Annotated in this window: 25 protein-coding genes; 10 read left to right on the top strand and 15 right to left on the bottom strand. The window is 68.0% G+C overall.

Annotated elements, in window-relative coordinates:
- Positions 1-20 precede the first annotated feature (20 nt).
- From R2910_02300 to aspS, 9 genes are all read right to left on the bottom strand, one after another.
- The gene (locus R2910_02300) at positions 21-1,193 is read right to left on the bottom strand and encodes a hypothetical protein (protein ID MEZ4411805.1); all 1,173 of its coding nucleotides are present in this window, start codon (positions 1,191-1,193) and stop codon (positions 21-23) included.
- A 28-nt stretch (positions 1,194-1,221) separates the two neighbouring features.
- Complete coding sequence (locus R2910_02295) at positions 1,222-2,925, bottom strand: methylmalonyl-CoA mutase family protein (GenBank protein MEZ4411804.1); 1,704 nt, start codon at positions 2,923-2,925, stop codon at positions 1,222-1,224.
- Positions 2,922-3,962 carry a methylmalonyl Co-A mutase-associated GTPase MeaB gene (gene meaB, locus R2910_02290; protein ID MEZ4411803.1) on the bottom strand — a complete coding sequence of 347 codons (1,041 nt, stop codon included), beginning with the start codon at positions 3,960-3,962 and terminating at the stop codon, positions 2,922-2,924. Before meaB ends, R2910_02295 begins: the two co-directional genes overlap by 4 nt.
- A 35-nt stretch (positions 3,963-3,997) precedes the next feature.
- A complete protein-coding gene (gene mgtE / locus R2910_02285) occupies positions 3,998-5,338 on the bottom strand; it encodes a magnesium transporter (protein MEZ4411802.1) in 1,341 nt (446 codons plus the stop codon).
- Positions 5,335-6,531, bottom strand: coding sequence for a hemolysin family protein (locus R2910_02280; protein ID MEZ4411801.1), 1,197 nt, complete (start codon positions 6,529-6,531; stop codon positions 5,335-5,337). Before R2910_02280 ends, mgtE begins: the two co-directional genes overlap by 4 nt.
- Positions 6,528-7,706: a hemolysin family protein gene (locus tag R2910_02275; GenBank protein MEZ4411800.1), complete on the bottom strand. Its 1,179-nt coding sequence runs from the start codon at positions 7,704-7,706 to the stop codon at positions 6,528-6,530. Before R2910_02275 ends, R2910_02280 begins: the two co-directional genes overlap by 4 nt.
- A complete protein-coding gene (gene ybeY / locus R2910_02270; protein MEZ4411799.1) occupies positions 7,703-8,128 on the bottom strand; it encodes an rRNA maturation RNase YbeY in 426 nt (141 codons plus the stop codon). The genes R2910_02275 and ybeY overlap by 4 nt, the downstream gene beginning before the upstream one ends.
- 15 nt (positions 8,129-8,143) lie before the next feature.
- A complete protein-coding gene (locus R2910_02265) occupies positions 8,144-8,887 on the bottom strand; it encodes a PhoH family protein (GenBank protein MEZ4411798.1) in 744 nt (247 codons plus the stop codon).
- A 204-nt stretch (positions 8,888-9,091) separates the two neighbouring features.
- Positions 9,092-10,864 (bottom strand): aspartate--tRNA ligase, encoded by a 1,773-nt coding sequence (aspS, locus tag R2910_02260; protein MEZ4411797.1) that lies wholly within the window; start codon positions 10,862-10,864, stop codon positions 9,092-9,094.
- A 175-nt stretch (positions 10,865-11,039) separates the two neighbouring features.
- On the opposite strand from aspS, the gene rlmN reads away from it, so the two are divergent.
- From rlmN to aceA, 3 genes are all read left to right on the top strand, one after another.
- On the top strand, positions 11,040-12,107 hold the full coding sequence (gene rlmN, locus R2910_02255) for a 23S rRNA (adenine(2503)-C(2))-methyltransferase RlmN (protein ID MEZ4411796.1): 1,068 nt from the start codon (positions 11,040-11,042) through the stop codon (positions 12,105-12,107).
- Positions 12,108-12,376: 269 nt separating this feature from the next.
- Positions 12,377-13,975 carry a malate synthase A gene (gene aceB / locus R2910_02250; GenBank protein MEZ4411795.1) on the top strand — a complete coding sequence of 533 codons (1,599 nt, stop codon included), beginning with the start codon at positions 12,377-12,379 and terminating at the stop codon, positions 13,973-13,975.
- 16 nt (positions 13,976-13,991) lie between these two features.
- The gene (gene aceA, locus R2910_02245; GenBank protein MEZ4411794.1) at positions 13,992-15,248 is read left to right on the top strand and encodes an isocitrate lyase; all 1,257 of its coding nucleotides are present in this window, start codon (positions 13,992-13,994) and stop codon (positions 15,246-15,248) included.
- A gap of 68 nt (positions 15,249-15,316) precedes the next feature.
- Here the strand turns inward: aceA and R2910_02240 are convergent, their stop codons facing one another.
- The 6 genes from R2910_02240 to R2910_02215 form a co-directional block, all read right to left on the bottom strand.
- A complete protein-coding gene (locus R2910_02240; protein ID MEZ4411793.1) occupies positions 15,317-16,360 on the bottom strand; it encodes an AI-2E family transporter in 1,044 nt (347 codons plus the stop codon).
- Between the two features lie 30 nt (positions 16,361-16,390).
- A complete protein-coding gene (locus R2910_02235) occupies positions 16,391-16,846 on the bottom strand; it encodes a hypothetical protein (protein ID MEZ4411792.1) in 456 nt (151 codons plus the stop codon).
- A gap of 63 nt (positions 16,847-16,909) precedes the next feature.
- Complete coding sequence (locus R2910_02230) at positions 16,910-17,167, bottom strand: GlsB/YeaQ/YmgE family stress response membrane protein (GenBank protein MEZ4411791.1); 258 nt, start codon at positions 17,165-17,167, stop codon at positions 16,910-16,912.
- A gap of 290 nt (positions 17,168-17,457) precedes the next feature.
- A complete protein-coding gene (locus R2910_02225; protein ID MEZ4411790.1) occupies positions 17,458-17,679 on the bottom strand; it encodes a hypothetical protein in 222 nt (73 codons plus the stop codon).
- Positions 17,676-18,302: a hypothetical protein gene (locus tag R2910_02220; GenBank protein ID MEZ4411789.1), complete on the bottom strand. Its 627-nt coding sequence runs from the start codon at positions 18,300-18,302 to the stop codon at positions 17,676-17,678. Before R2910_02220 ends, R2910_02225 begins: the two co-directional genes overlap by 4 nt.
- 310 nt (positions 18,303-18,612) lie before the next feature.
- The gene (locus R2910_02215) at positions 18,613-19,329 is read right to left on the bottom strand and encodes a response regulator transcription factor (GenBank protein ID MEZ4411788.1); all 717 of its coding nucleotides are present in this window, start codon (positions 19,327-19,329) and stop codon (positions 18,613-18,615) included.
- 168 nt (positions 19,330-19,497) lie between these two features.
- Here R2910_02215 and R2910_02210 point away from each other — a divergent pair, with 168 nt between their 5' ends.
- From R2910_02210 to R2910_02180, 7 genes are all read left to right on the top strand, one after another.
- On the top strand, positions 19,498-19,887 hold the full coding sequence (locus tag R2910_02210) for a DUF3224 domain-containing protein (GenBank protein MEZ4411787.1): 390 nt from the start codon (positions 19,498-19,500) through the stop codon (positions 19,885-19,887).
- Positions 19,888-19,941: 54 nt separating this feature from the next.
- Positions 19,942-20,376: a hypothetical protein gene (locus tag R2910_02205; GenBank protein ID MEZ4411786.1), complete on the top strand. Its 435-nt coding sequence runs from the start codon at positions 19,942-19,944 to the stop codon at positions 20,374-20,376.
- Between the two features lie 56 nt (positions 20,377-20,432).
- Positions 20,433-20,849, top strand: coding sequence for a hypothetical protein (locus tag R2910_02200; GenBank protein MEZ4411785.1), 417 nt, complete (start codon positions 20,433-20,435; stop codon positions 20,847-20,849).
- Positions 20,850-20,904: 55 nt separating this feature from the next.
- Positions 20,905-21,447: a DUF4256 domain-containing protein gene (locus tag R2910_02195; GenBank protein MEZ4411784.1), complete on the top strand. Its 543-nt coding sequence runs from the start codon at positions 20,905-20,907 to the stop codon at positions 21,445-21,447.
- Between the two features lie 93 nt (positions 21,448-21,540).
- Positions 21,541-22,044: a nuclear transport factor 2 family protein gene (locus tag R2910_02190; GenBank protein MEZ4411783.1), complete on the top strand. Its 504-nt coding sequence runs from the start codon at positions 21,541-21,543 to the stop codon at positions 22,042-22,044.
- On the top strand, positions 22,041-22,463 hold the full coding sequence (locus tag R2910_02185; protein ID MEZ4411782.1) for a VOC family protein: 423 nt from the start codon (positions 22,041-22,043) through the stop codon (positions 22,461-22,463). Before R2910_02190 ends, R2910_02185 begins: the two co-directional genes overlap by 4 nt.
- A gap of 58 nt (positions 22,464-22,521) precedes the next feature.
- The gene (locus R2910_02180) at positions 22,522-23,706 is read left to right on the top strand and encodes an FAD-binding domain (GenBank protein ID MEZ4411781.1); all 1,185 of its coding nucleotides are present in this window, start codon (positions 22,522-22,524) and stop codon (positions 23,704-23,706) included.
- Positions 23,707-23,721: the final 15 nt, after the last annotated feature.

The following is a 23,721-nucleotide window of genomic DNA, read 5'->3' as shown; positions in this document are numbered from 1 at the left end:
CTGTCTGGAATGGTGCGGGGCTACCGGAAGCGCAGCAGCGCCGCCAGCCCGTGAATCGCCTGCTTGGCCGCCGGCTCGAACACCACATTGACGGTGACCCGCTGCCGCAGCGCCTCTTCGATCGCGTCGTCGATCACATCGATGACGGCGACCACGTCCTTCTCCCCGCGGAGGTCCGCCTCCATCAGCGCCAGGCGGCCCGACGAGATACCGCGGAATCCTGGTTCGGCGACGTCCGGATCGACCAGCAGCGTGCGCACCTGGCCGCGGGCCAGTGCCTTCAGTGTCTCGTGCACTCCGTCCACGGCCCAGCCGGTGCCGAGGCCTTCCTCGAGGTCGTGCATCAGCAGCAACTCCGAGGTGCGCTCCCAATCGGCCCGCACCGCCAGCGTCGCCTCGAGCACCTCCGCGGCCGTGACCTTCTTGGCATTGAGCCGGACCGACCCCATCACGCGGTCGAGCAGGTAGGGGTGCAGGTACGGTTGCAGCACGCCGGCGTCCGTGCCGATGCCGGCGAGCACGATACCGCGCACCGGATCCGCCTTGTCGAGCGCCTGGATCTGGAGTGCGGCCGCCTCGAGATGCCGTTGCCGCTCGGTGCGAAGCCGGTTGTTGTAGTTGTGCTCTCCCCATCCTGGGCGGCCGTCTTGCGACCCGGAGAAGCGGCTCCCGCGCGTGGCGTCGGCGGTGATGTCGGCCACCTCCGTGGCACCGAACGCCGTCACCTGGAAGAATCGGGCGGCGGTCCGGTCGAGTACCGCGGTCAGGATGCGCCCGAATTCGTCCTCGGCGGCGGCGAGTTCGCGGACGAGCGGCGTGCGGTCGACGGCGAGCCGGGACCGGTGGACGAACGGCAACGGGACGACTTCCCACAGTTTTTGCGGTCCGCAGGCAAAGATGGCGAGGCCCTGGGAATGGGGGAGATTGCCCGGCTGCTTGAGGAATGCGAGCAGGCGCGCAAGATCCGCCTTGATGGCCTCCATCGCCGCGCGCTCGAGCCCGAGCTCCGGCAGCGCAGCCTCGAGGTCGCGGACCCGGTTCTTCACCTTGATGAGGTACTTGCCACGCGCGCGATCGCGGGGTTCGACCTTCAGGTAGCAGCTGACGACCCGGTGCGTCCCGGGACGGAAGTTGTTGAGGCGGTCGAGTTGCGCCGCGATGCTGCCCGCAGCGGGCTTGGTGGTACGTGCCATGACTTCCTCCAGGCCGACGGCCGAGGGGTCAGAAGAACACCGGTTCCCGGTAGGTTCCAAAGACCCCTTCGAGCACGTGGCGGATTTCAAAGAGAGTGCAATAGGCCCGCGCGCAGTCAAGCATCGCAGGCATCACGTTTCGGTCCTCGGCGGCCGCCTGGCGGAGCGCCTCCAGGCGCTGCTCCACCAGCGCCTGGTCTCGGGTGGCACGCAGCCGGGCGAGCCGCTCGCGCTGCGACGCCTCGGCTTCGTTGCCGATCTTCAGAATTTCCACCGCCGTCTCGTCCTCTTCCACAAATTCGTTCACCCCGACGATGGTGCGCTGGTGCTGCTCGATCTCGTGTTGGAAGCGCGCGGCGGAGCGTGCAATCTGCCGCTGCGACCATCCCGCCTCGATCGCCTTGACCACGCCACCCTGCGCCTCGATTTCCGCAAAGATGGCTTCCGCCTCGCTTTCCAGCCGATCGGTCAGTGCCTCGACGTAGTAGCTGCCGCCCAGCGGGTCGGTCACGTTCGGAATGCCGGTCTCGTAGGCAAGGATTTGCTGGGTCCGGAGCGCGATGCGCACCGAATCTTCGGTCGGGAGCGCCAGCGTCTCGTCGAAGGCGTTGGTATGGAGCGACTGGGTGCCACCGAGGGTGGCGGCCATCGCCTGGTAGGCGACACGCACGATGTTGATGAGCGGCTGCTGCGCGGCGAGCGTCACGCCGGCCGTCTGGCTGTGGAACCGCATGATCCAGCTGCGGGGATCGCGCGCGTTGTACCGCTCGCGCATGTGACGCGCCCAGATCCGCCGGGCGGCCCGCATCTTGGCGATCTCCTCGAAGAAGTCGTTGTGGACGTCCCAGAAGAACGAGAGCCGGGGGGCGAAGCTGTCGACGTCGAGTCCCCGCGCGACGCCATGCTCCACGTAGCAGAAGCCGTTGGCCAGGGTAAACGCCAGTTCCTGGACCGCCGTGGCCCCCGCCTCCCGGATGTGGTAGCCGGAGATGGAGATCGTGTTCCACTTGGGCGTGTGTTCCGCCGCCCACTCGAACATGTCCACGATCACCTTCAGCGCCGGTTCCGCCGGGAAGATCCAGGCGTGCTGCGCCATGTACTCCTTGAGGATGTCGTTCTGGATCGTCCCCTGCAGCTTCTCGATGGACACGCCCTGCTTCTCGGCGGCGGCCACGTAGAAGCAGAAGATGATGGCGGCGGGGCCGTTGATCGTCATCGAGGTGGAGACCTGGTCGAGCGGAATCCCGTCGAAGAGGGTCTCCATGTCGGCGAGCGAGGAAATGGCGACGCCGCACTTGCCGACTTCGCCCTCGGAGCGGGGATGGTCGCCGTCGTAGCCCATCAAGGTGGGAAAGTCGAAGGCCACCGAGAGGCCGGTCTGGCCCCGGGAGAGGAGGAACTTGTAGCGCTCGTTGGTGTCCTGGGCGGTGCCGAACCCGGCAAACTGGCGCATCGTCCAGAGCTTGCCCCGGTACCCGCTGGGATGGACACCGCGGGTGTAGGGGAACTGGCCGGGCAGGATCCCCTGGCCGAGGAGCTCCGGCGAGAGGTCGAGCGGCGTGTAGACCGGCTCGACGGCCCGGCCGGACACCGAGGTGAAGTCGGAATCGTCCCGGAGGGGGAGCTTGCCGAACCGCTCCCGCCACGCGGCGACCTCGGACCGCAGGGCGGCGAGTTCCCGTGCCTGGGCCGCGAGTTGCTCCCGATCGCCGTTGGTGTCCGCTGCGCTCATGGCCGTGCCCCCTGCTTGAGTGCGTCCAGAATATTTGCCGCCAGTTCGTACGGGCTCACCTGCCCTGACTCGAGCTCGTCCAGCCGGTCGCGGATGGCCTGCTCGGCGGCGGTCTCGTCCCAGACCCAGCGCACCAGCGCGCGGTCCACGACCTCGCGGGTGCGCTCTTCCAACCGGCGCCGCCGCCGTTCGCGCATCGTGCCCGAGGCCTCCAGCCACGCGCGGTGGGCATCCAGCGCCGCCATCACCTCCTCGACGCCTTCACCTTTTGCGGCGATCGTCGCGAGGACCGGGTGCTTCCACGCTTCACTCGACTCCGCGGCATGCGCATCGGCCTCCGCCCTGGCGCGGGCCTTGAATCCGTGGTGGGCCGGGACGTGGCGGAAGGCGTTCCCACGCCGGATGCCAAGCGTGATCTCGATTTCCTGCCTCAGCTTGTCGGCACCGGGGCGATCGGCCTTGTTCACCACGAAGACGTCGGCCACCTCCATGACGCCCGACTTCAGCGTCTGGATGCCGTCGCCCGACTCGGGCACCAGGAGCAGCAGGCTGGTATCCGCCATCCGCGACACGGCCAGCTCCGACTGTCCTACCCCAACCGTTTCCACCAGGATCCGGTCGAATCCCGCGGCGTCGAGGACGTCACACACCTCGCGGGTGGAAGTGGCGAGGCCGCCCAGGGATCCCCGCGTGGCCATCGACCGGATGAACACACCCGGGTCGAGGGCGATGCTCTCCATCCGGATCCGGTCACCGAGGAGGGCGCCGCCGGAGAAGGGACTGGTGGGGTCGACCGCCACCACCGCAACGGTGTGTCCCTGGGCCCGGAACGCACCCACCAGGCGCTCGGTGAGCGTGGACTTGCCCGCCCCGGGCGGCCCGGTGATCCCGATCCGGTGCGCGCGGCCCAGCTGGGGATGCAGCGCGCTGAGGAGCGGTTCAAACCCTTCGCGCCCGTTCTCGACCACCGAAATAGCCCGGGCCAGCGCCGCAGGTTGGCGTTCTCGCAGGCCGGCAAGCAGGGCTTCACGATCCATGACGAAAAGTCACCCGGAAGAGGAACCGGGGCAAGCTAGAGCAGGAAGTGTGTGGCCATCCCCAACAGGAGGAAAAAGCCGCACATGTCCGTGAAGGTGGTGACAAAGACCGAACTGGCGATGGCGGGGTCGATCCGGAGGCGCTCGAGAAAGAGCGGGACGAAGGCCCCGGCGAATCCGGCGACGCCCAGGTTGGCCACCATGGCAAGCGCCACGACACCCCCGAACTCCGGTCCCGCCGCCATCCACCCGATGCCGCCGGCCACGAGGGCGCTGGCAAGTCCGTTGACCAGTCCGACCAGCATCTCCTTGCCGACGATGCCAATTTCGTCCCCCGCCGGCACCTGCCCCAGCGCAATCCGGCGGACCGACACCGCCAGCGCCTGGGTGCCGGCGTTGCCCCCCATCCCGGCGATGATCGGCATGAAGACCGCCAGCCACTTCAGCTCCTGAATGGCATCGGAAAAGACGAGGACGACGGAGGCGGCCGCGAACGCCGTCAGCAGATTCACATAGAGCCAGGGCAGCCGGCTCCGGACCGCGTCGGTCCAGGGAGCGCTGAGTTCTTCGTCCGCCGACACGCCACCGAACTGCAGGAGGTCCTCGGTGGTCTCCGCTTCGACCACATCGATCACGTCGTCGAAGGTGACCCGTCCGAGCAGGACCCCGGTGGCGTCGACGACCGGCACGCTCGGCACGTTATAGCGCGCCATCAGCCGTGCAACCTCTTCCTGGTCGCGGTCGGGGGTGACAGTGATGTCGGCCGTCTCCATGAACTCCCGGATGCTCCGGTCGGGAGGACTGGTGACCAGGTCCTTGAGCGGGAGGAGGCCGATGAGGTGGTGCCCGGTGTCAACCACGAACACCTGGTAGAACCCCTCCATTTCTTCCGCCTGCCGACGAATCGCCTCGATCGCCTGCCCTGCCGTGGCCGAATCGAGCACGGTCACGACGTGCGACGTCATCAGGCCGCCGGCCGACTCCTCGTCATAGGCGAGGAGGCGGTCCACTTCGGTCCGATCCTCCACCTCGGAGAGGATGCGTTCCTGCTCCTCGGGATCGAGGTCCTGCAGGAGGTCGGCGGCGTCGTCGTCCGCCATCTCGTCGACGATGTCGGCGGCCTGTTCCGGTTCGAGCGCGGCGAGCGTGTCCTCGGCGTGCTCGTCCTCCGGCATCTCGGTCAACGCCTCGCCGGAGACCTCCGGCGGCAGGGCGCGGACGGCGGTCAGCCGCTCGTCGTCATCGAGCGAGGAGAGGACATCGGCCAGGTCGACCGGCTCCATGTCGAGCGCGAGCTTGACGAATTCGTCAATCCGCCCGGCGCGGAGGAGATCGGGCAGGCTCTCTTTCTTCTTCTTCGCGGCCCGCGGGCTCATGAGGGCTCCCTCGCGAGGGGGACCAGCGCGACCGGCCCAGGACGCACGAGCACCCGTTCCACGCGGGTGGCGGTCGCGGTCACCACGTCGATTTCCACTCCGCCGATGATGAACCGCTCGCCTGCGGCCGGAATGCGCCCCGCCAGGCCGGCGAGGAGGCCGCCGATGGTGGATGCGCCAGACGTCGGCAAGGCGACATCAAACTGCGCCGCCAGGTCGACGATGGGGGTGGACCCGTCGACGTCGGCCAATGCGGCACCACCCACGGACGGCACGCTGACCGGCACCTGGTCGTGCTCATCGTAGATCTCCCCGACCAGTTCCTCCAGCAGGTCCTCGAGCGACACCAGACCCAGGGTGCCGCCGAACTCGTCGATCACGACCGCGAGGTGGCGCCGTTCGCGCTGCATGTCGAGGAAGAGTTCGCCCGCGGCGCGGCCGGGCGCGGCGATGGCAACGGGGCGCACCGGGAGCGGATCGCCGGGCCGCAGCTTGAAGAGGTCGAAGGCGTGCAGCATGCCCACGATCTCGTCGAGGGTCCCGCGGTAGACCGGGATTCGGCTGTAGCCGCTCTGCGCGAACACCTGCACGATGTCGGCGAGGGTCGCATCCTCGGGAATGGCGATGAGGTCGGTCCGCGGCGTCATGATCTCGCGAATCGGTCGGCTGGCAAACGCCATCACGCCGCTGACGGTGTTCAGGTCTTCGTCGGCGCGGAGGCCGACCGCGGCCCCTTCCCGCCAGAGGGTGCGGAACTCCGTGGCCCGGGACGGCCGGCGCGCCGGCAGGAGCACGCCGAGGAACCGGGCCCAGGGCTCGAGGAGCGGCATGGCGATGCTGGTGACGCGCTCGGCGCGCGAGGCGCTGAGCCACCGCGGGGCCAGGTATCCGCTGAAGAGGACAAAGGGCACCGCCACCAGCGCGATCAGGGGTGCGAGGAGCACGGCGCCCTGCCGGGCAAAGACGGCGGGAAAGGCGGCGCCGAGGAGAATCACGCCGAAGGCGGAGGTGGCGGCGGCAGCGGTGAGGATCGACTCGATGCGCGAGAGCCACGCGAGCGCCGACGAACCGCCGCGCAGCTGCCGGGAGACGGCACGCGCCAACTCGGCGCGGCTCACATAGACGAGGGCCGCCCCCGCCATGGACCCGAGCAGGGTCAGCGCCATGCCGAGGGCAAAGACTCCCCAGATCATGCCGCCTCCTCCGGTGCCGGGCCGGCGCTGGCCGGGACCCGCCTGGCCAGCACGCGCCGGACACGGCGGCGGCTCACCTGTTCGACACGAAGTTCGACCTCACCGACCCGGATTTCGTCGCCGGCGCGGGGAACCCGACCCAGCTGGGCCAGGACGAGGCCGCCGACGGTGCTGACATCCTCGTGGCCGAGGTCCTGATGGAAGAGCGCCTCCAGTTCGGTGAGCGCCACCCCACCGAGCACCCGAAAGGTGTCGGCGTCGACCGTCACCACCGGCTCGACCTCGTCGACGTCGTACTCGTCGTGAATCTCGCCGACCACCTGCTCGAGAATGTCCTCGAGCGTGATCAGGCCCGCCGTCCCGCCGAACTCGTCCACCACCACCGCAAGATGACTCGGCCCGCGCTGGAAGTCCCGCAGTTGGCGGTCGAGCGTCTTGCCCTCGGGCACGAACGGCACGGGACGGATCAGCGCGGTCCACCGCAGGGGGTCGTCATCGGCGTCGTCGAGATGCGCGAGCATGTCCTTGGCGTACACCACGCCGGCGACTGCATCGGGCTGCCCCTCGAAGACGGGGAGCCGGGCGTGCTCGGCCCGGCTGAGCGTGGACACCACCTCTTCGCGGGAGTCTCCCACGTCGACGCTCACGATGTCGATCCGCGGCGTCATCACCTCGGCGACGGTCATGTCGGAGAGGGCAAAGACGCCGATGACCGCGTCGCGCTGCGTGCGCGCGCCGGGTCGGGCCGGGGCCAGGCTCTGCCGCATGCCGCGCTGGTCGACACGGGTCACCAGGTAGAAGAGGGGACGGAAGATGGCAAGCGAGCGCGCCGCGCCGGGGCGCACCAGCCGCGCGAGTTCCGGCGCAATGGCCGCGAGGAGCCGCGGGAGGAGGTCACCCACCACCCACACCACCGTCACGGCCAGCGCGAGGTAGAGGCCGCCCCGCAGCGGCGGCCACGCCCACCAGACGACGGACGTCGCGGCCGCGGCGCCGGCGATGACCAGCAAGGCGAGGTGTGCGATGTGGAGACGACGGGCGAGCGGCAGCGTCACGTCCCCGTCGGCGCGGGGGAGGTCGCCCTCCGACTCGGCGGCGAGCGCGAGCCACGCCGCCCAGAGCGTGAACCCGACGAGGGCCGCGGGCGACAGCATGCCGTGGAAGAAGGCGCTCACAGGACCTTCCGCAGGTAACGCTCTTGCCTGACCCACATCGCGGACGCCTCGCGACCGGCGCCCTCGTCGTGGTCCCAGCCGAGGATGTGCAGCGTGCCGTGGATGACCAGACGCAGCAACTCCTCGCGCAGGGGCAAGTCGCGGCGGCGGGCCTCGCGCTCCGCCTGCCAGCGGCAGAGGTAGAGATCGCCGAGCAGCCCGCCGCGCGGATCGGGGAGGGCAAAGCTGATCACGTCGGTCGGAAAATCGTGGCCCTTGTGGCGGAGGTTCATCTGGCGCATCGCTTCGCGCCCGAGAAACGTGACGGACACCGAGGCATGGCGGCGCTCACCGGCCAACACGGTGCGCACGGCCTTGCGCACGGCGGCGGCCGGGACCGGAATCACCCGTCCGTGCACCGTCACGTCAGCGGCCGCGGCCACGCTGCCCCTTCCCCATCAGCCGACCTGGTCTTCCGCGTAGGCGCGGATGATGTCGCGCACCAGCCGGTGGCGGACGACGTCGGTGTCCTGGAGGTAGCAGAAGGAGATCCCCTCGATCCCGGGGAGGATGCGCTCCACCTGGATCAGGCCGGAGTCCTCGCGCTTGGGGAGGTCCACCTGCGTCTTGTCGCCGGTCACGACCACCCGGCTGTTCACGCCCAAACGGGTGAGGAACATCTTCATCTGGGCGCCGGTGGCGTTCTGCGCCTCGTCGAGGATGATGAAGGCGTCCGAGAGGGTGCGCCCACGCATGTAGGCAAGCGGCGCGATCTCGATGATGCGGGTCTCGAGCGCCTTCTGCACCTTCTCCGAGGGCATCATGTCCTCGAGCGCGTCGTAGAGGGGACGGAGATACGGATCGACCTTGGCCTGCAGGTCGCCCGGCAAGAAGCCGAGTGATTCACCGGCCTCAACCGCGGGACGGGCGAGAATGATCCGCTTGACGCGCTTGCGGGCCAGCGCCTCGACGGCCTTGGCGACGGCAAGATAGGTCTTGCCGGTGCCCGCGGGCCCGATGCCCACCACGATGTCATGCGCGGTAATGGCGGCGAGATACTCCTTCTGCCCGCCGGTCTTGGCGACGATGGCCCGGCGCATCCCGGGCAGCACGATCCGCCCGTCGGTGTTGGTGGCCGGCAACTCGGCGCCCGGCTCCGAGGCGATCCGATAGACGTCCTCCGGGGCGATCGACTCGCCCATCCGCGCCAGGTCGATGAGCCCCTGGACGACGGGGTGGCCCGTTCGATCTGCTCGAGGGTTCCACCCAGCGTCAACGTCTCGCCGCGGAGGGTGGCGCGCACCCCGAGGGCCCGCTGGAGTTCGAGCAGGTTCACGTCGTTCACGCCGCCGAGGAGGAGCGGATCAGCGCCCTCGGTGGAGATGCGATGGACGACGTCGTTGGCGTCAGCCTTCACCAGTGACCTCCAGGTGGAGCGCGGCGAGATCCTTCGCGTCCACGGTGGTGGGGGCGCCCTCGAAGAGGGCACGGGCGGCGGTGGATTTCGGGAAGGCGATCACGTCGCGAAGCGACGTGGCGCCGGCGAGGAGCATGACGATCCGGTCGAAACCGAGCGCGAAGCCGCCATGCGGCGGCGCGCCGGCGGCGAGGCCGTCGAGGAGAAAGCCGAAGCGGCGGCGGATGTCGGGCTCCGGAATCTTCAGCAGCTCGAAGATCGTGGTCTGGAGTTCCGGCGTCGTGATGCGGATCGACCCGCTGCCGAGTTCGTTCCCGTTGTATACGGCGTCATAGTGGAGGGCGCGGCACGACCAGGGCTCGCTGCGGAGCCGCGCAGCGTCGTCGGGATGCGGTGCCGTAAATGGATGGTGCGCCGGCGACCACTCGCCGCTGGCCGGATCCTGCTCAAAGAGCGGAAAGTCCACCACCCAGCAGAAGGCGTGCTCCGTGGATGGAAGGACGCCCGGGCGCCGGGTGAGCCCGCTGCGGACCGCATGCAGCGCCGGGGAGGTCACCGCGTCGGGGCCGGCGACCGCGAGGAGCAGGTCGCCCACGGTGCCGCCGAGCTGCGCGAGCGTCGCGGCGCCGATGGCCTTGACCCCCTGCCCTTCCCACCCGGCGGCGGTCCGCTTGGCCCAGATGAGGCCACCGGCGCCGGCGTCCTTCGCGAGCGCGCCGAGCGCGTCGAGTTCCTTGCGGCTGGCGTCGGCCTGGCCCGCCGCGACGATGCCGCGCACCCGGCCACCCCCGTCGATGGCGGTCCGGACAAACGGGGCGGCGTCCGGCGCGACGAGCGCAGTCAGGTCCTGGATCTCGAAGCCGTAGCGCAGGTCGGGCTTGTCCACGCCATACAACTCCATCGCCTGCCGGTAGGTGATCCGGCGGAAGGGATGCGCGATCGCATGCCCCGCCTCGGCCCAGAGGTCCACCAGCACCTGCTCGACGACGGCCTGCACATCCTCCGGGCCGACGAACGACGCTTCGATATCGATCTGGGTGAACTCGGGCTGCCTATCGGCGCGGAGATCCTCGTCGCGGAAACAGCGCGCCAGCTGGAAGTAGCGGTCGTACCCGGCCACCATCAGCAGCTGCTTGTAGATCTGCGGCGACTGCGGGAGCGCGTAGAACTCGCCGCGATGGACGCTGCTGGGGACGAGGTAGTCGCGCGCACCCTCCGGGGTCGGCTTGGTGAGGATCGGCGTTTCGATTTCCAGGAAGCCGAGCTCGGACATCGTCCGGCGGCTCCGCTGCAGGAGCCGGTGCCGGAGGATCAGGTTGCGCTGGAGTTCGGGGCGGCGGAGGTCCAGCACCCGGTGACGGAGACGGAGTTCCTCCGACGGGAGTTCCTCGCCCTCCTTCCGCGCCACCGGAATGGCGGGAGTGACCGCCGGGCCTGCGACCGTCAGCTGCCGCACGTGCACCTCGACCTCACGCGAGGCCATCCCCGCGTCGCGGCCGATCTCGGGGCGAACCTCGACTTCGCCCTCGACCAGCACGACGGTCTCGGGGCCGACCGAGGCGGCGCGCGCGATGACATCGGGCGGGCTCCAGCGCGGATCGAAGGAGAGCTGCACCAGGCCGGCGCGGTCGCGTAGATCGAGGAAGACGAGGCCGCCGAGATCGCGGCGCCGGTGCACCCAGCCGCCGAGGCGGACGGTCTGGCCCGCGTCGTCGCGGGTCAGGGCTCCACAGAGGTGCGTACGGTGTGCGGTAGCCGTCATGCGGCGGTTTCCTTGCGGAGTCGGGAGGGCGGCGGAGGGCCGCGGCTACGGGAAACGTAACCGCCGCCCGAGGGACGGGCAAGTAATTCAAACAGAAGGGCTTAGGTGCCCCGGATCGCCGTGTCGGCCCGCGCTGGCGGACCCCTCGCCACGACCGAGCGAGTATCTTTCGAGCATGACATCTCCTCGAGTCGCTCCACCGGCCGATACCATTCTCGACCTCACCCCTGATGCCGCGCGTGCGCGGCTGACGACGTGGGTCGAGGAGCGGGGGCTCCCGAACTACCGCGCGGATCAACTTCACCGCCGGCTCTGGGTTCAGCCAATCAGGGCCTGGAGCGACGCGACCGAGCTCCCGGCGGCACTCCGCGTCGAGCTGGACGAGACTTTTCCACTCCGACGTCTCAAGGAGGAGCTCTCGGAGCTCTCCCAGGACGGGACGCGGAAGTTCCTCTGGCGGCTGGACGACGGCGAGGCGGTGGAGTCGGTGCTCATTCCGTCCGGCTCGCGCCGTACTCTCTGCATCTCCTCACAGGCAGGCTGCGCCCTCGGATGCGTGTTCTGCGCGACAGGGTTGATGGGGTTTCGCCGGAACCTGAGCCCCTTCGAGATCGCCGGCCAGGTGCGCGAGGTGATGCTGCGCGACCCGGCCGACAAACCGAGCAACATCGTGTACATGGGGATGGGGGAGCCGCTCCTCAACTGGCCGGGGGTGGACGTCTCCCTGAGCATCCTGAACAACCCGGACGGGCTCGGCATCGGCGCGCGGCACATCACGGTGAGCACCGTCGGCATCATCCCGGGCATGAAGAAGCTGGCGGCCCGCCCGGAACAGTTCCGGCTGGCCATCTCGCTGCACGCACCCACGGCGGCGCGGCGGCTGGCGATCATGCCGATCGAGAAGAAATACGACCTGGAGGCGGTCCTCCAGGCGGCGACGGCGTTCCGGAAGCGGATCACCTTCGAGTACGTGATGATCGCCGGGAAGAATGACAGCGACCAGGACGCCGACGCCCTGGCGGCCCTGGCCAATAGGCACGGCGCGCTGGTAAACCTGCTGCCGCTTCATCCGGGCGGGGCGCCGGGGCTGGAGCCGACTCCATCGAACAAGATCAAGAACTTTGCTGGGCGGTTGCAGGCGCGCGGCGTGGAGGCGGTGGTCCGGCGGAGCCGGGGGCTGGACATCAAGGCGGCGTGTGGGCAGTTGGCGGGGCAGCGGGGCAGCGGGGCGGCTGGGCCATAGGTCCGAACGCGTCACCACTCCGCATCCATACGGATGTTGTCGCAGGGGGCCTCGGCCTGACCGTTTCCTGCATGCAACAGCGCCGCTCGACTTGCTGCTTTAAGTCTTTGATATTTAATACCTTACGAGATCCGACAGGGACTCCCTTCCAAGCCCGGAACTTGCCTCTCGTGTCGCTCCGTGAGCCGCACCGGATTTTCACGATAATCCCACGGTCTCCAGTACCACCCCGCACCACTTTTCGTGTGACTCTTACCGGAGCACCTGTCATGGCCCTGCAGGCCGCCCCCGCGCCCGCCGATCTCGCTCGCGTTCTCAGCCCTGAGGCGCGCGCCTTCATTGAAGACCTGACCCGCCGGTTTCGAGCTCCCCTCCAGGAGTTGCTGGCGGCGCGCGCCGCGCGCCAGGCGCGTCTCGATGCCGGCACCGAACAGCTGGACTTCCTGGAGGATACCGCCGAGGTCCGGGCGTCCGACTGGACGGTAGCGCCGATTCCCGCCGACCTCCTCGACCGCCGGGTCGAGATCACCGGGCCGGTCGACCGGAAGATGATCATCAACGCGCTCAACTCCGGGGCGCAGGTGTTCATGGCCGACTTCGAGGACTCCCTTTCCCCCACCTGGGACAACGTGATCGCGGGCCAGGGGAACCTGATGGACGCGGTCCGGCGCCAGATCGACTACGTGGACCCGAACAGCGGGAAGTCGTACCGGCTCGACAAGAAGATCGCCGTGCTGCTGGTGCGGCCTCGCGGGCTGCACCTCGAGGAGCGCCACTTCGCCGTGGACGGCGCCCCGGTTCCGGCACCGCTCTTCGACTTCGGCCTCTACCTCTTCCACAACGCGAAGGAGCTCCTCGCGCGGAAGTCCGGCCCCTACTACTACCTCCCGAAGCTGCAGGGGCATCTCGAGGCGCGGTGGTGGAACGAGGTGATGACCTACGCTGAGCAGACGCTCGGCCTGCCGGTCGGCACCGCGCGCGCGACCATCCTCATCGAGACGCTGCCGGCGGCCTTCGAGATGGACGAGATCCTGTACGAACTGCGCGACCATATCGTCGGGCTCAATTGCGGCCGCTGGGACTACATCTTCTCCGTCATCAAGACGCTCAAGGCGGTCCCGGGCCGCGTTCTCCCCGACCGCGCCCAGGTGACGATGGCGGCGCACTGCATGCGCTCGTACACCACCCTCCTCATCAAGACCTGTCACCGCCGGGGCGCCTTCGCCATGGGCGGGATGGCGGCGCAGATCCCGATCAAGGGAGATGACGCGCGCAACGAGGCGGCCCTGGAAAAGGTCCGCGTTGACAAGCGGCGCGAGGCGGGCGACGGACACGACGGCACCTGGGTGGCCCATCCCGGCCTGGTCCCGATCGCGCTGGAGGTCTTCACCAGCGTCCTCGGCACGAAGCGCAACCAGCTCGGCGTGCTCCGCGAGGATGTGCAGGTCACCGCCGCGGACCTGCTGGCGGTACCGGAAGGGACCCGGACCGAGGCGGGGCTGCGGCACAATATCCGGGTCGGCATCCACTACCTGGCGGCATGGCTGTCGGGCAACGGCTGCGTCCCGCTCTACGACCTGATGGAAGACGCCGCCACCGCGGAAATCTGCCGCTCGCAGGTGTGGCAGTGGCTGCACAATGAGGTCGATATCACGATGGCCGACGGGACCTCGGCCGTGCTGACTGACGCCGCCTTTCGCCGGATGGTGACTGAGGAGTATGCCGGCATCAAGGACGAAGTCGGCGAGGCGCGCTTCACCGCGGCGCGGTACGACGAGGCGCGCGACCTGTTTACCGAACTGTCCACCGCCAGGGAGTTCGTCGAGTTCCTGACGCTCCCGGCGTATCCCATGCTCGACACCCCCTGACCGACTGAGAGCCCCCATGTCTTCGACCAATGGCAAAGGCAACCGCTGGGCCGGCATCACGCGCCCGTATACTGACGCCGATGTCACCCGTCTCCGCGGCAGCGTGCGCGTGGAACACACCCTGGCCCGCCTCGGCGCCGAGCGGCTCTGGGATTTGTTGCACACAACGGAATACGTGCAGTCGCTGGGCGCCGTGACCGGCAACCAGGCGATGCAGCAGGTCCGGGCGGGGCTGCCGGCTGTCTATTGCTCCGGCTGGCAGGTGGCGGCCGACGGGAACGACGCCTGCTCGATGTATCCCGACCAGAGCCTCTACCCGGTGAACTCGGTCCCGATGATGGTGCGGCGGATCAACAACGCACTGCAGCGGGCTGACCAGATCGAGTACGCCGAGGGGAAGCCGAGCAAGACGCACTGGTTTGCGCCGATCGTGGCGGACGCGGAGGCGGGGTTCGGCGGCGCGTTGAACGCCTTCGAATTGATGAAGGCGATGATCGAGGCGGGGGCGGCCGGCGTGCACTTCGAGGACCAGCTGAGCTCCGAGAAGAAGTGCGGCCACCTCGGCGGCAAGGTGCTGGTACCGACCAGCCAGTTCATCCGGACGCTGGTAGCCGCGCGGCTCGCCGCCGACGTGTCCGACGTGCCGACGATTCTCATTGCGCGCACCGACGCCGACTCCGCCACGCTGATCACCAGCGACGCCGACCCGCGCGACCGCCCCTTCATCAAGGACGAGCCGCGGACCCCGGAAGGATTCTTCCATATCCGGAACGGCGTCGAGATGGCCATTGCACGGGCCATCGAATACGCCCCGTACGCCGACATGCTGTGGTGTGAGACCTCGACGCCGGACCTGGATGAGGCACGGCAGTTCGCCGAGGGCGTCCATGCCAAGTTCCCCGGCAAGTTGCTGACCTACAACTGCAGCCCGTCGTTCAACTGGGAGAAGCATCTCGACAAGCCGACCATCGCCAAGTTCCAGCGGGAACTGGCCGAGATGGGCTACAAGTTCCAGTTCGTGACCTTGGCCGGGTTCCACTCCATCAACCACTCGATGTTCGAGCTGGCGCGAGCGTACCGGGAGCGGGCAATGTCGGCCTATTCGGAGTTGCAGCAAGCCGAGTTCGCCTCCGAAGCCCACGGGTACACGGCCACCAAGCACCAGCGGGAGGTGGGCGCCGGGTATTTCGACGCCGTGGCGCAGGTGGTGTCGGCGGGCCAGAGCTCGACGCTGGCGCTGGAGGGGAGCACGGAGACGGCACAGTTCATCTAGGAGGCTCCGTGGCCCGGGCCCGGATCCACTCGGCGTCGTGATGACGGCGCCGGGTGGCGGCCCCCCGCTCAGTTGTCCAGGAGAATGCCGACCGGACGCAACCGGGCACTGCGCAGGAGAAGAATCTGCAGCATGACCGTCAGCGGCACCGCCATCAGCGCGCCGACCGGTCCCCACACCCACCCCCAGTAGAGCAGGCAGACGAAGATCGCCACCGGGTTGAGCGGCAGATGCCGCCCCATCAGGTGCGGGGTCACGAAATTGCCCTCGACCACGTGAATCAGGCCGCTGCCGAGAAACACGACCAGGATCCGGCCCGTGTCGTCGAACGACACCAAGGCGGCGAGGCCGACCAGGAACGTCGCTGCCAGCGCGCCCGCATACGGGATGAAGCTGAGCAGGAAGGTCAGCAACGCCCAGAAGATGGCCCCGGGGAGCCCCGCCGCCGCCAGCAGCACCCAGACGGCCAGGCTCACTCCCGCGCGGGTCACGGTGTTGAGCAGGACATACCGCGACATCTGGGTCTCGATTTCCGTGATCACCGACTCCATGTCCTTCGTTCCCGCCAGGTCGCCGATCAGGTCAGCCAGCTTCTTCCGGAACCGCGGCAACATGGCCAGCAGGAAATAGGTGAGGAACACGACGGTCACGGAGGTGACGGCCAGGCTCGTGGTACTCACTTGGAGGCGCTGGAGCAGCCCGGGGGCCTTGATCTGTACGGTCGGAGGGCCGGACTGCGGCGTCGCCTCGGTGGCCTTCTCGACCTGGATGGCGGTTTCCTGGATCGACCTCGTCATGCGGCGAATCTTCTTTTGCGCCTTCGTCAGCACGGCCGGGGCAGACACCATCCACTCCGATGCCGGCTTGGCCAGCATGGTCGCCCCACCGGCCAGGACACCCACCGTCCCGAACACCACCAGGAACGCGCCGAGGGTCGTCGGAAGCCCCAGCCGCCGCAGGGCGCGGACGGCGGGGTCGAGCAGCAGCGTGAACATCCCGGCGATCGCGATGGGGAGCAGGAGGCCGGCGCCGAGGCGAAGTGCCGCCGTCAGGAGTATGAGGAAGATGCCGACGAGCAAGCTCGTCGGCATCCGTGGTGCGGCATTGGTCATGCGGACACTGCTCCCGGCATGGGCACCGACCTACAGGACGAAGTTCAGGCCGGCGGCGAGCTGCGCGGTGGAGTTGTCATTCACCACGAACCGCATTTCGGCAAAGGGATGGACCTGCCCCTTCAGCGACTGGATGCCACCGAACAGGTTGAGCCCCGCCTGCGAATCCCCACCGCCATCCATGATGTTCAAACCGGTGCCGAGGTAGAGCCAGCTGGCCGACGCCGGCGCCACCCGCCACTTGAGGTCGACATTCAGGCTCCAGAGCGACCCTGGATCGACGAAGAAGACATCGAACGAGGGATAGAACTCGACGTGACTGGCGATCGGCACGCTGAGCTGGGCGCCCAGCCCGATGGCCTCGGCATCAAACTGGTACGACAGCCGGGGACCGAAATGCACAGATTGGGACTGCGCCTGCGCCGTGCCCGCGAACAGGAGGGCAAGCAGCAGGATGAGAGCGGGAACGATACGTCGTGTTGCCATGTGTGCTGTCCTTAGTGGTGTTGAGTTAGGTCTGGCGCCGGTTGTGGTCTGCCACCGGTCGGGCTATCGCGCGCGCATCGGCCGCAGGGCGCGCAAGCCGAGGAGGAGCACCACGGCGCCGACGAAGGCGACGAAGATGACGCCGGCGAGGCCGCCCCACGGCGAGGCGATGTTCAGCTGGTTGAACAACCAGCCTCCGACAAACGCACCGACGATACCGACGACGATGTCCCCCAGAATGCCGTACCCCACTCCCCCGATGGCAAAGCTCGCAAGCAGGCCGGCGACCAGGCCGACGATCAGCCAGGTGACGATATCCATGGTGTGCTCCTGGACCGAAGTCCGGATGGAAGGACTACTTCTTGGACGTCCTGCCGATCATCAGCATCAGCAGGAACAGGACAAGGATCCCAACGACCGCCGGCACCCACATCCATCCCGTGTGCACCGCATATTCCTGCATCATCGGGGCAGCCCCCTCGGGGACGCCTTCTCGGCCGCCTCGTGCGCTGCCTTGGCCTTGTCGTATGCGATCCGCGCCGCCTCCCGCGAGGGATCTACCTCGAGTCGTGGGCGGATCGGTCTCTTCGAGCGCGAGGGCGCGGGCTTTTTCACGTGCGCTGCCGCGCGCCGGCCACGAGCAGCACGACGCCGGCGGCGACGGCGATGCCCGCCGCCCATGGCGGGACGCTGCGCGATTCATTGGCCGTGATCTTCACATCGCCCACGCTGAGCACGTCCTTCCGGGACGTGACGTTGGCGCCCTTGAGCAGCACGAACGCGCCCAGACAGATCAATACGACGCCGGCAGCCAGGCTCACGGTGCGGTTCATCGTGCCGCCAAGGTCAGTGGACCGGTCAGCGTCAGCTCGATGGGCGATCCAGCATCGATCACGACGTCCCGGCTCGCTGTCTCGTTGGCCACTACGGCCCCGCCCGCGGTCCCGACCGCGGCCCCGATAATCGTGCCCTTGGAGTCGCCGCCGATGATCCGCCCCGCGACCGCACCGATGGCCGTACCCGCCGCCACCTTTTCCACCTCACCCACGGTGACGCCACGCCCCTTGAGCGAGTGAGAGATGGAGGTGATGTCCGCGGCCAGGGGATAGGTCTGTCCACCCACCGTGACGCCGGCGACACGCAGAGTCAGGGTGCCGTCCTTCGCGCTCTTGGTCTTGGCCGGCGAGATCTCGGTGATGACCAGCTCGACGGTGGACCCGGCGGGGATGACAACCCGTCCCGCGCTGTTCTTGACGTCGGCGTCGACGGTCGTCATCAGCGACGCGCCCTCCTTGTCACTGCGGGAGGTGATCGTCCTGGAGGTCGTCACGTCGATCGTGGTGCCGTTGGCCAGCGACGGGTTGGCGGCGGCCTTCGCCGCCGTTCCTGCCGGTGCGCCCTGGCCGCAAGCGAGGAAGTTGATTGCGACGAGCCCGGCCATCATCATGTTTGCCATCTTGACCTCTATTGGGTGAAACGGCGCAATCGCGCCGGGACTGCTCACCGCAGGTGGAACCACAGGCCGATGCCGGCGACTCCCGCCTCGATGTTGCTTCATGCCGATCAGGACCCCGCACGCGCTGCAACCCGGTTTCATCCATCGACCAGAGCAACGACCACAGGGTGCGCGACCTTCACGATAGAAGGCTACGCACCGGGCCCGGGGCCGGGTATCGCTCGATGGGTTGGATTAGGGACTAGATCCAGGGGAGGACGACGACTGCACTGACGGCATTGACCGGGACGGGACGCCCGGGACGAGCCGCCTAGTCGATGGAGGGTCCCCGGCTGTGGGAGAACGCCGCGACTTCGAGACGGCTGTTCAGGGCGAGCTTCTCGAGCACGTTGTGGACGTGGCTCTTGACGGTATGCACCGCGACACCCATCCGCGCCGCGATCTCCTTGTTGCTCAGCCCTTCGCCGAGGAGCGCGACGATCTCCTGTTCCCGGAGGGTCAGGCGGACCGATTCGAGCGCGAGTGCCCGGTTCTCGAGCGGTGCGTTGCGGACGATCTGGGAAAAGAGCGAGCTGGTAAGCGCGGCCGGCAGGACTTCGGCGCCGTCCGCCACGGCACGGATGGTCTCAAAGAATTCGTCGAACGACGCATTGAGCATGATGAAGCCCGACGCGCCGGCGTGCACGTAGTCCGCGACATGCTCCTGGAGGGGCAGGAGGCCCATCACGATGACCCGCGCCGAGGGGACATCGGCACGGACCGTGGCGGTCAGGCCGATGCTGTCGTGGTCGGCCAGTCCGAAGTCCAGCAGGACGATGTCCGGCTGCTCCTCCCGAACCTTCGCGAGCGCCTCCTCGACGTCCGCGGACGCGGCCAGCACCCGAAAGCCCGGTTGCCTGTGGATCATCGCGGTGAGCCCCTCCCGCATGAGCCGGTTGTCATCGATGAGCACGATCGAAATGGGGGAGCGGGTGGGCGTGGCAGCGGCAGCCTTCTTGGCCGGTTTGCGCGTGGGCGTCTTCTTCATATACGACTCCAAGCGTCGGCGGAAAGGCGGGGGGTACTCACACGACTCGATGGTGCAACATACCGACGGGAGACCTTGCTCGCCAGCGAGTTCCCCGTTCGCTGCCTATATTCGGATGACGATTACTGTTGCGCCTCGGTGCCACTCCCCCCTGCCTTTCGGTGAACAATGACTGCCAGCGGCCCCTTTGACGTGAAGCTCACTCCCCAGCTGCTCGACTGGGCGGCGAGCCTTGGCAGCCTGGCCATCGACAAGGCCTTTCACGGCGACCTGGAGGCCACCAGCAAGGGGCACATGCTGGCGTTCAACACGTCGGTGAAGGGCTCCGCCGGCTATGTGGCCATGGAGCAGGTCACCGGCACGCTCCAGGGTCGGCAGGGCAGTTTCGTGCTGCAGCACAGCGGCACGATGAACCGGGGGGAGCCGAGCCTCCATCTGACCGTCGTCCCTGATTCCGGCACGGAGGAACTGTCGGGACTGTCGGGATCGATGCAGATCATCGTTGAAGGCGGGAGACACTCGTACCTGTTCGAGTACGAGCTTGCTTCGGCCGAATGACGCCCGCGCCCGCAGGCGGCGCCCACACTCTCACTTCAACACAAAAGCCCCGACATGACCGAGCAACCAGGTAAACCATATCTTGAGCCGACACAGGACGCCGGCCGGCGCTACTTCTCGCGTGGACTGGTCGGCCCTGTCGTCATGCTGAACCTGTTGCGCTTCCGGGCGGTCGCGGACTATTCGGCCACCCCGTCGCTGGCTCCGACGGCCCCAGTCTCCGGGGCCGAAGCCTACGATCGGTACGTCGCACACACGTTGCCCTTCCTCACCGAGGCCGGTGGCGACATTCTGTTTGTCGGGTCGGGCGGCGACTATCTAATTGGTCCGCCAGACGAACGCTGGGACCTGGCGGTGCTGGTGCGCCATCGAAGCCAGGAGAGTTTCCTGTCGTTTGCCTCGAATGAGGCATACCTTGGCGGTCTGGGCCATCGGCTCGCGGCAATCGAGGACTCGCGACTGTTGCCCCTCATCGAAACGGCGGGCTGAGGCCCACCTTCGGCAACCGCCGGACAGCGCGTTGCGGTGCGCAAACGGGGGTGAGTATGACCAGGGACCGAGACGCGGTGGCGAAGCTGTTCCGACAGGAATACGATCTGGCGGTTGGCCACGTGTCCGCCCCACCGATTGTCAACTTGTGCAACCTCATGCTGACGGACGCCTTCAAGAGCGGTGCACGTGGCATACGGGCCGTACCGGTCGATGCCGAGCATGGGGGCATCGACTACGACATCGATGGCCAATGGCAACCGGTCATGCAGCTCCCGATCAAGGTGTTCAGCACCCTCATCAACCGGTTCAAGGTCATGGCGGTACTGGACACCGGCCGTGTGCCAGTCCAGGAAGGAGAATTGCACGTCCGGCTTGACGGAGTTCTCCGCGTGCTCACGATTCGCACCGAAGCCACCAGCGCGGCCCACGAACTGCTGACGATCGCCCTGCCCGCCGACGGCGCCGCATAGCGAGCGGGCTCAGGAGCCACGCGAACGGCTCACCTCCAACATGGGAGCCTGTGACATGGCAGCAGCACCGGACCTCCTTCTCAAGACCCTCATGGCCCGCTTCGGCGCGAACATGCCCCGCCACGCAGGGATCGACTGGAGCTCGGTGCAGGCGCGACTGCTGGCCGCTCCCAAGAGCCTGAAGGTCCTGCGGGAGATGGAACGCACCGGGGGCGAACCCGACGTGATCGGTCGTGCGGTGGATTCCGACGGGTTTCTCTTCGTGGACTGTTCCCCGGAAAGCCCGGCCGGCCGGCGCAGCCTCTGCTACGACCGCAAGGCGCTCGACGCCCGCAAGGCGAACAAGCCGGGCGGCAGCGCGATGGAGATGGCATCCTCGATGGGCATTACGGTGCTCACGGAGCAGCAGTATCGGGGGTTGCAGGAGTTGGGAGAGTTTGACCGGAAGACCTCAAGCTGGATCCTCACGCCGCCGGGGATCCGGGCGCTGGGCGGCGCGCTCTTTTGCGATCGTCGCTACGACACGGTGTTCACCTACCACAACGGCGCGGAGTCGTACTACGCGGGCAGGGGCTTCCGCGGACTGCTTCAGGTCTGAGTCATGCCCGTGAAACGATTACCTCGCGGCGGGCGTAGGCTCCGATATCCCTGTGCCCAGCCATGCGCCACCGTCCACCCCCGGGGTACGCCGATGAAGCTCCTCACTGCCCTCGCCGCGATCGCCCTCACCCTGCCTGCCGCCGCCGTGGCCCAGTCGAGCACTCCGGCGGGCGGCGCCGGCTCCACCGCCGCCATCGACCAGCAGGTCTGGTCAGCCATTTCGGCGTCGGTGGTCGACCAGGACATCGACGCGATGGCCGCCACCTACCATCCCGATGCCGTGGTGGTGACGCCGGGAAGGACCGTGCCGGCCCGGACTCAGCTCCCCCAGTGGGGCAAGGACATGGAAACGGCCAAGGCACGGGGCGAAACTGCCACGGTCGAGTTCCGGTTCACGAAGCGGCTGGACAACGCCGAGACCGCCTTCGAGACCGGCATGTTCAAGTACACCGTGGTGGACAGCGCCGGGAAGGCCACCTCCTACCACATCCCAATGGAGTCGCTCCTCATCCGCGCGAACGGCCGCTGGGTCGTCGTGATGGAGCACCAGTTCGCGGCGGCGACCCCGCAGGAGTGGGAGGCCCTCAAGCCATGACGGCTGTGCGCCCCTTCCACCTGGCCTTCCCGGTCCGGGACATCGACGAGGCCCGCCGCTTTTACGGCGGGCTGCTGGGCTGTGCCGAGGGACGGAGTTCCGACCACTGGGTGGACTTTGACTTCTTCGGTCACCAATTGGTGGCACACCGCAAGCCGGCCCCCACGGAGGCCCCGCACCACAACGCGGTGGACGGGCACGACGTGCCGGTCCCGCACTTCGGTGTCGTGCTGACAATGGACGACTGGAAGGCGCTGCGCGACCGGCTCCGCCAGGCAGGCGTCGCCTTCGTGATCGAGCCCTACATCCGGTTCGAGGGCGAGGTCGGCGAGCAGGCCACCATGTTCTTCCTCGATCCCTCGGGCAACGCCCTCGAGTTCAAGGCGTTCCACAACGACGCGCAGATCTTCGCTACCTGAACGCTGGCGAGGAACGGCAAGAACTGCATCGCACGATCCGGCTGGGCGGAACACCAACATGAAGATCGTCATCAACGGTGCCGGGATTGCCGGCCCAACGCTCGCCTACTGGCTCCAGCGGTCTGGCCACGAGGTGCTCCTCGTCGAAGAGGCACCCCGGCTCCGCCGCGGCGGCTACGTGATCGATTTCTGGGGAGTGGGCTACGACATCGCCGAGCGGATGGGCCTCCTGCCCCGGCTGCACGCGTTGGGGTACCAGGTGCGGGAGGTCCGGTACGTCGATGCACGCGGCCGCACGCGCGGCGGATTCCCGGCCGAGGTGTTTGCCCGCATGACATCGGGTCGCTTCACGAGCCTCCGCCGATCGGATCTCGCAGCCACGATCCACGAGGCGCTGGCCCAGCAGGTCGAGACGATTTTCGGCGACTCCATCGCGACCATCGAGGAGAGCGCAACCGGCGCGCGCGTCACTTTCGAGCACGCCGATCCGCGCGACGTCGACCTGGTCATCGGCGCCGACGGCCTCCATTCACGCGTCCGCCAGCTCGCGTTCGGCTCCCGGGAGCACTGCGAGGCCTCCCTCGGCTACCACGTCGCCGCGTTCGAGCTGGAGGGGTATCGCCCGCGGGACGAACTCGTCTATGTCAGCCACGGGGCCCCCGGGAGGCAGATCTCCCGGTTCTCAATGCGCGACGACAAGACCCTGTTTCTCTTCGTCTTCCGCGACGAGTACCTGCCGGGCGGGGGGGCGGTGGGCGCGCACGACCGCAAGGCCGTCCTCGCTGACGTCTTTGCCGATGTCGGATGGGAATGCCCACAGGTGCTCGAGGCCATGCGGGAGGTCCGTGATGTCTATTTCGACCGCGTGAGCCAGATTCGGATGCCGTTCTGGACCCAGGGTCGCACGGCACTGGTCGGCGACGCCGCTGCATGCGTGTCGCTGCTGGCCGGGGAGGGCACGGGGCTCGCCATGGCCGAGGCCTACGTGCTGGCTGGCGAACTCGCCCGGGCCCACGATGATCATCGCACGGCCTTCGCGAGGTACGAGGAGCGGATGCGGCCCTTTCTGAAGCGCAAGCAGGAATCCGCGGCAGCGTTCGCGTCCGCCTTTGCGCCGAAGACCGCCCTCGGCGTCTTCTTCCGGGACAAGGTGAGTCGCCTCCTGCGCCTGCCGGTCGTCGCCGACCTGCTGGTCGGCCGCGACATGCGCGACGATATCACGTTGCCCGATTACACGATCTAGCCGGCAACACCCGCG

The sequence above is a fragment of the Gemmatimonadales bacterium genome (assembly GCA_041390145.1).
Classification (GTDB): Bacteria; Gemmatimonadota; Gemmatimonadetes; order Gemmatimonadales; family GWC2-71-9; genus SPDF01.
This window is presented reverse-complemented; position numbering and strand designations above follow the sequence as displayed.

Excerpts from the sequence above, each read along its gene's own strand:
- R2910_02300 (MEZ4411805.1), bottom strand. The coding sequence starts at position 1,193 with ATGGCACGTACCACCAAGCCCGCTGCGGGCAGCATCGCGGCGCAACTC.
- R2910_02295 (MEZ4411804.1), bottom strand. The coding sequence starts at position 2,925 with ATGAGCGCAGCGGACACCAACGGCGATCGGGAGCAACTCGCGGCCCAG.
- meaB (MEZ4411803.1), bottom strand. The coding sequence starts at position 3,962 with ATGGATCGTGAAGCCCTGCTTGCCGGCCTGCGAGAACGCCAACCTGCG.
- mgtE (MEZ4411802.1), bottom strand. The coding sequence starts at position 5,338 with ATGAGCCCGCGGGCCGCGAAGAAGAAGAAAGAGAGCCTGCCCGATCTC.
- R2910_02280 (MEZ4411801.1), bottom strand. The coding sequence starts at position 6,531 with ATGATCTGGGGAGTCTTTGCCCTCGGCATGGCGCTGACCCTGCTCGGG.
- R2910_02265 (MEZ4411798.1), bottom strand. The coding sequence starts at position 8,887 with ATGGGCGAGTCGATCGCCCCGGAGGACGTCTATCGGATCGCCTCGGAG.
- aspS (MEZ4411797.1), bottom strand. The coding sequence starts at position 10,864 with ATGACGGCTACCGCACACCGTACGCACCTCTGTGGAGCCCTGACCCGC.
- rlmN (MEZ4411796.1), top strand. The coding sequence starts at position 11,040 with ATGACATCTCCTCGAGTCGCTCCACCGGCCGATACCATTCTCGACCTC.
- aceB (MEZ4411795.1), top strand. The coding sequence starts at position 12,377 with ATGGCCCTGCAGGCCGCCCCCGCGCCCGCCGATCTCGCTCGCGTTCTC.
- aceA (MEZ4411794.1), top strand. The coding sequence starts at position 13,992 with ATGTCTTCGACCAATGGCAAAGGCAACCGCTGGGCCGGCATCACGCGC.
- R2910_02240 (MEZ4411793.1), bottom strand. The coding sequence starts at position 16,360 with ATGACCAATGCCGCACCACGGATGCCGACGAGCTTGCTCGTCGGCATC.
- R2910_02235 (MEZ4411792.1), bottom strand. The coding sequence starts at position 16,846 with ATGGCAACACGACGTATCGTTCCCGCTCTCATCCTGCTGCTTGCCCTC.
- R2910_02230 (MEZ4411791.1), bottom strand. The coding sequence starts at position 17,167 with ATGGATATCGTCACCTGGCTGATCGTCGGCCTGGTCGCCGGCCTGCTT.
- R2910_02225 (MEZ4411790.1), bottom strand. The coding sequence starts at position 17,679 with ATGAACCGCACCGTGAGCCTGGCTGCCGGCGTCGTATTGATCTGTCTG.
- R2910_02220 (MEZ4411789.1), bottom strand. The coding sequence starts at position 18,302 with ATGGCAAACATGATGATGGCCGGGCTCGTCGCAATCAACTTCCTCGCT.
- R2910_02215 (MEZ4411788.1), bottom strand. The coding sequence starts at position 19,329 with ATGAAGAAGACGCCCACGCGCAAACCGGCCAAGAAGGCTGCCGCTGCC.
- R2910_02210 (MEZ4411787.1), top strand. The coding sequence starts at position 19,498 with ATGACTGCCAGCGGCCCCTTTGACGTGAAGCTCACTCCCCAGCTGCTC.
- R2910_02205 (MEZ4411786.1), top strand. The coding sequence starts at position 19,942 with ATGACCGAGCAACCAGGTAAACCATATCTTGAGCCGACACAGGACGCC.
- R2910_02200 (MEZ4411785.1), top strand. The coding sequence starts at position 20,433 with ATGACCAGGGACCGAGACGCGGTGGCGAAGCTGTTCCGACAGGAATAC.
- R2910_02195 (MEZ4411784.1), top strand. The coding sequence starts at position 20,905 with ATGGCAGCAGCACCGGACCTCCTTCTCAAGACCCTCATGGCCCGCTTC.
- R2910_02190 (MEZ4411783.1), top strand. The coding sequence starts at position 21,541 with ATGAAGCTCCTCACTGCCCTCGCCGCGATCGCCCTCACCCTGCCTGCC.
- R2910_02185 (MEZ4411782.1), top strand. The coding sequence starts at position 22,041 with ATGACGGCTGTGCGCCCCTTCCACCTGGCCTTCCCGGTCCGGGACATC.
- R2910_02180 (MEZ4411781.1), top strand. The coding sequence starts at position 22,522 with ATGAAGATCGTCATCAACGGTGCCGGGATTGCCGGCCCAACGCTCGCC.